Source organism: Gemmiger formicilis (assembly GCF_016901605.1).
In the GTDB taxonomy this organism is placed as follows: domain Bacteria; phylum Bacillota; class Clostridia; order Oscillospirales; family Ruminococcaceae; genus Gemmiger; species Gemmiger formicilis_B.
The window spans coordinates 1-434 of record NZ_JACJKP010000454.1; the positions used below are offsets into that span (position 1 = coordinate 1).

The 434-nt window shown below is 56.5% G+C and carries 1 protein-coding gene; it reads right to left on the reverse strand.

Annotation, left to right across the window (positions count from 1 at the left end; genetic code table 11):
• Positions 1-434, reverse strand: a 434-nt coding sequence (locus H6B10_RS15405; RefSeq protein WP_243427429.1) for a primase-helicase family protein, incomplete at both ends; no start/stop codon positions are given.

The window sequence follows — 434 nt, forward strand, 5'->3', positions numbered from 1 at the left end:
GGCGGCGATAAAATCCGTCGCTCCGGTCAAACAGCGCCTGCAAATCTCCGTTGGAGAAGGCCAGCAGCCGGGCGCACATCCATCCCTGATAGCTCTGCTTGCCCTTGCGCTCCAAATCCATCTTGCCCTGGGCTGTGACGATGGATTTCACATAGTTGGTCTGGCGAAGGGCCTCCATCCGCATATCGTCATCCACACACAGGAGGATATGTTCCAAATCGGCACGTGCAAAACGGTTCTCGGATATTTTCCCGATGCTGCCGTCCTTCATGTTGGAGCCGAACAAAGTTCCCAGCACAGCGCCGATCTGTGACTTTCCCTCGCCGCCGCTGCCCTTAATGACCATCATCCGCTGTCCCTTATTGCTGGGGATCAGGCAGTAGCCGATATATTCCTGCAAGGTTGGGATGTCCTCCGGGTAGAGCAGGCCATCC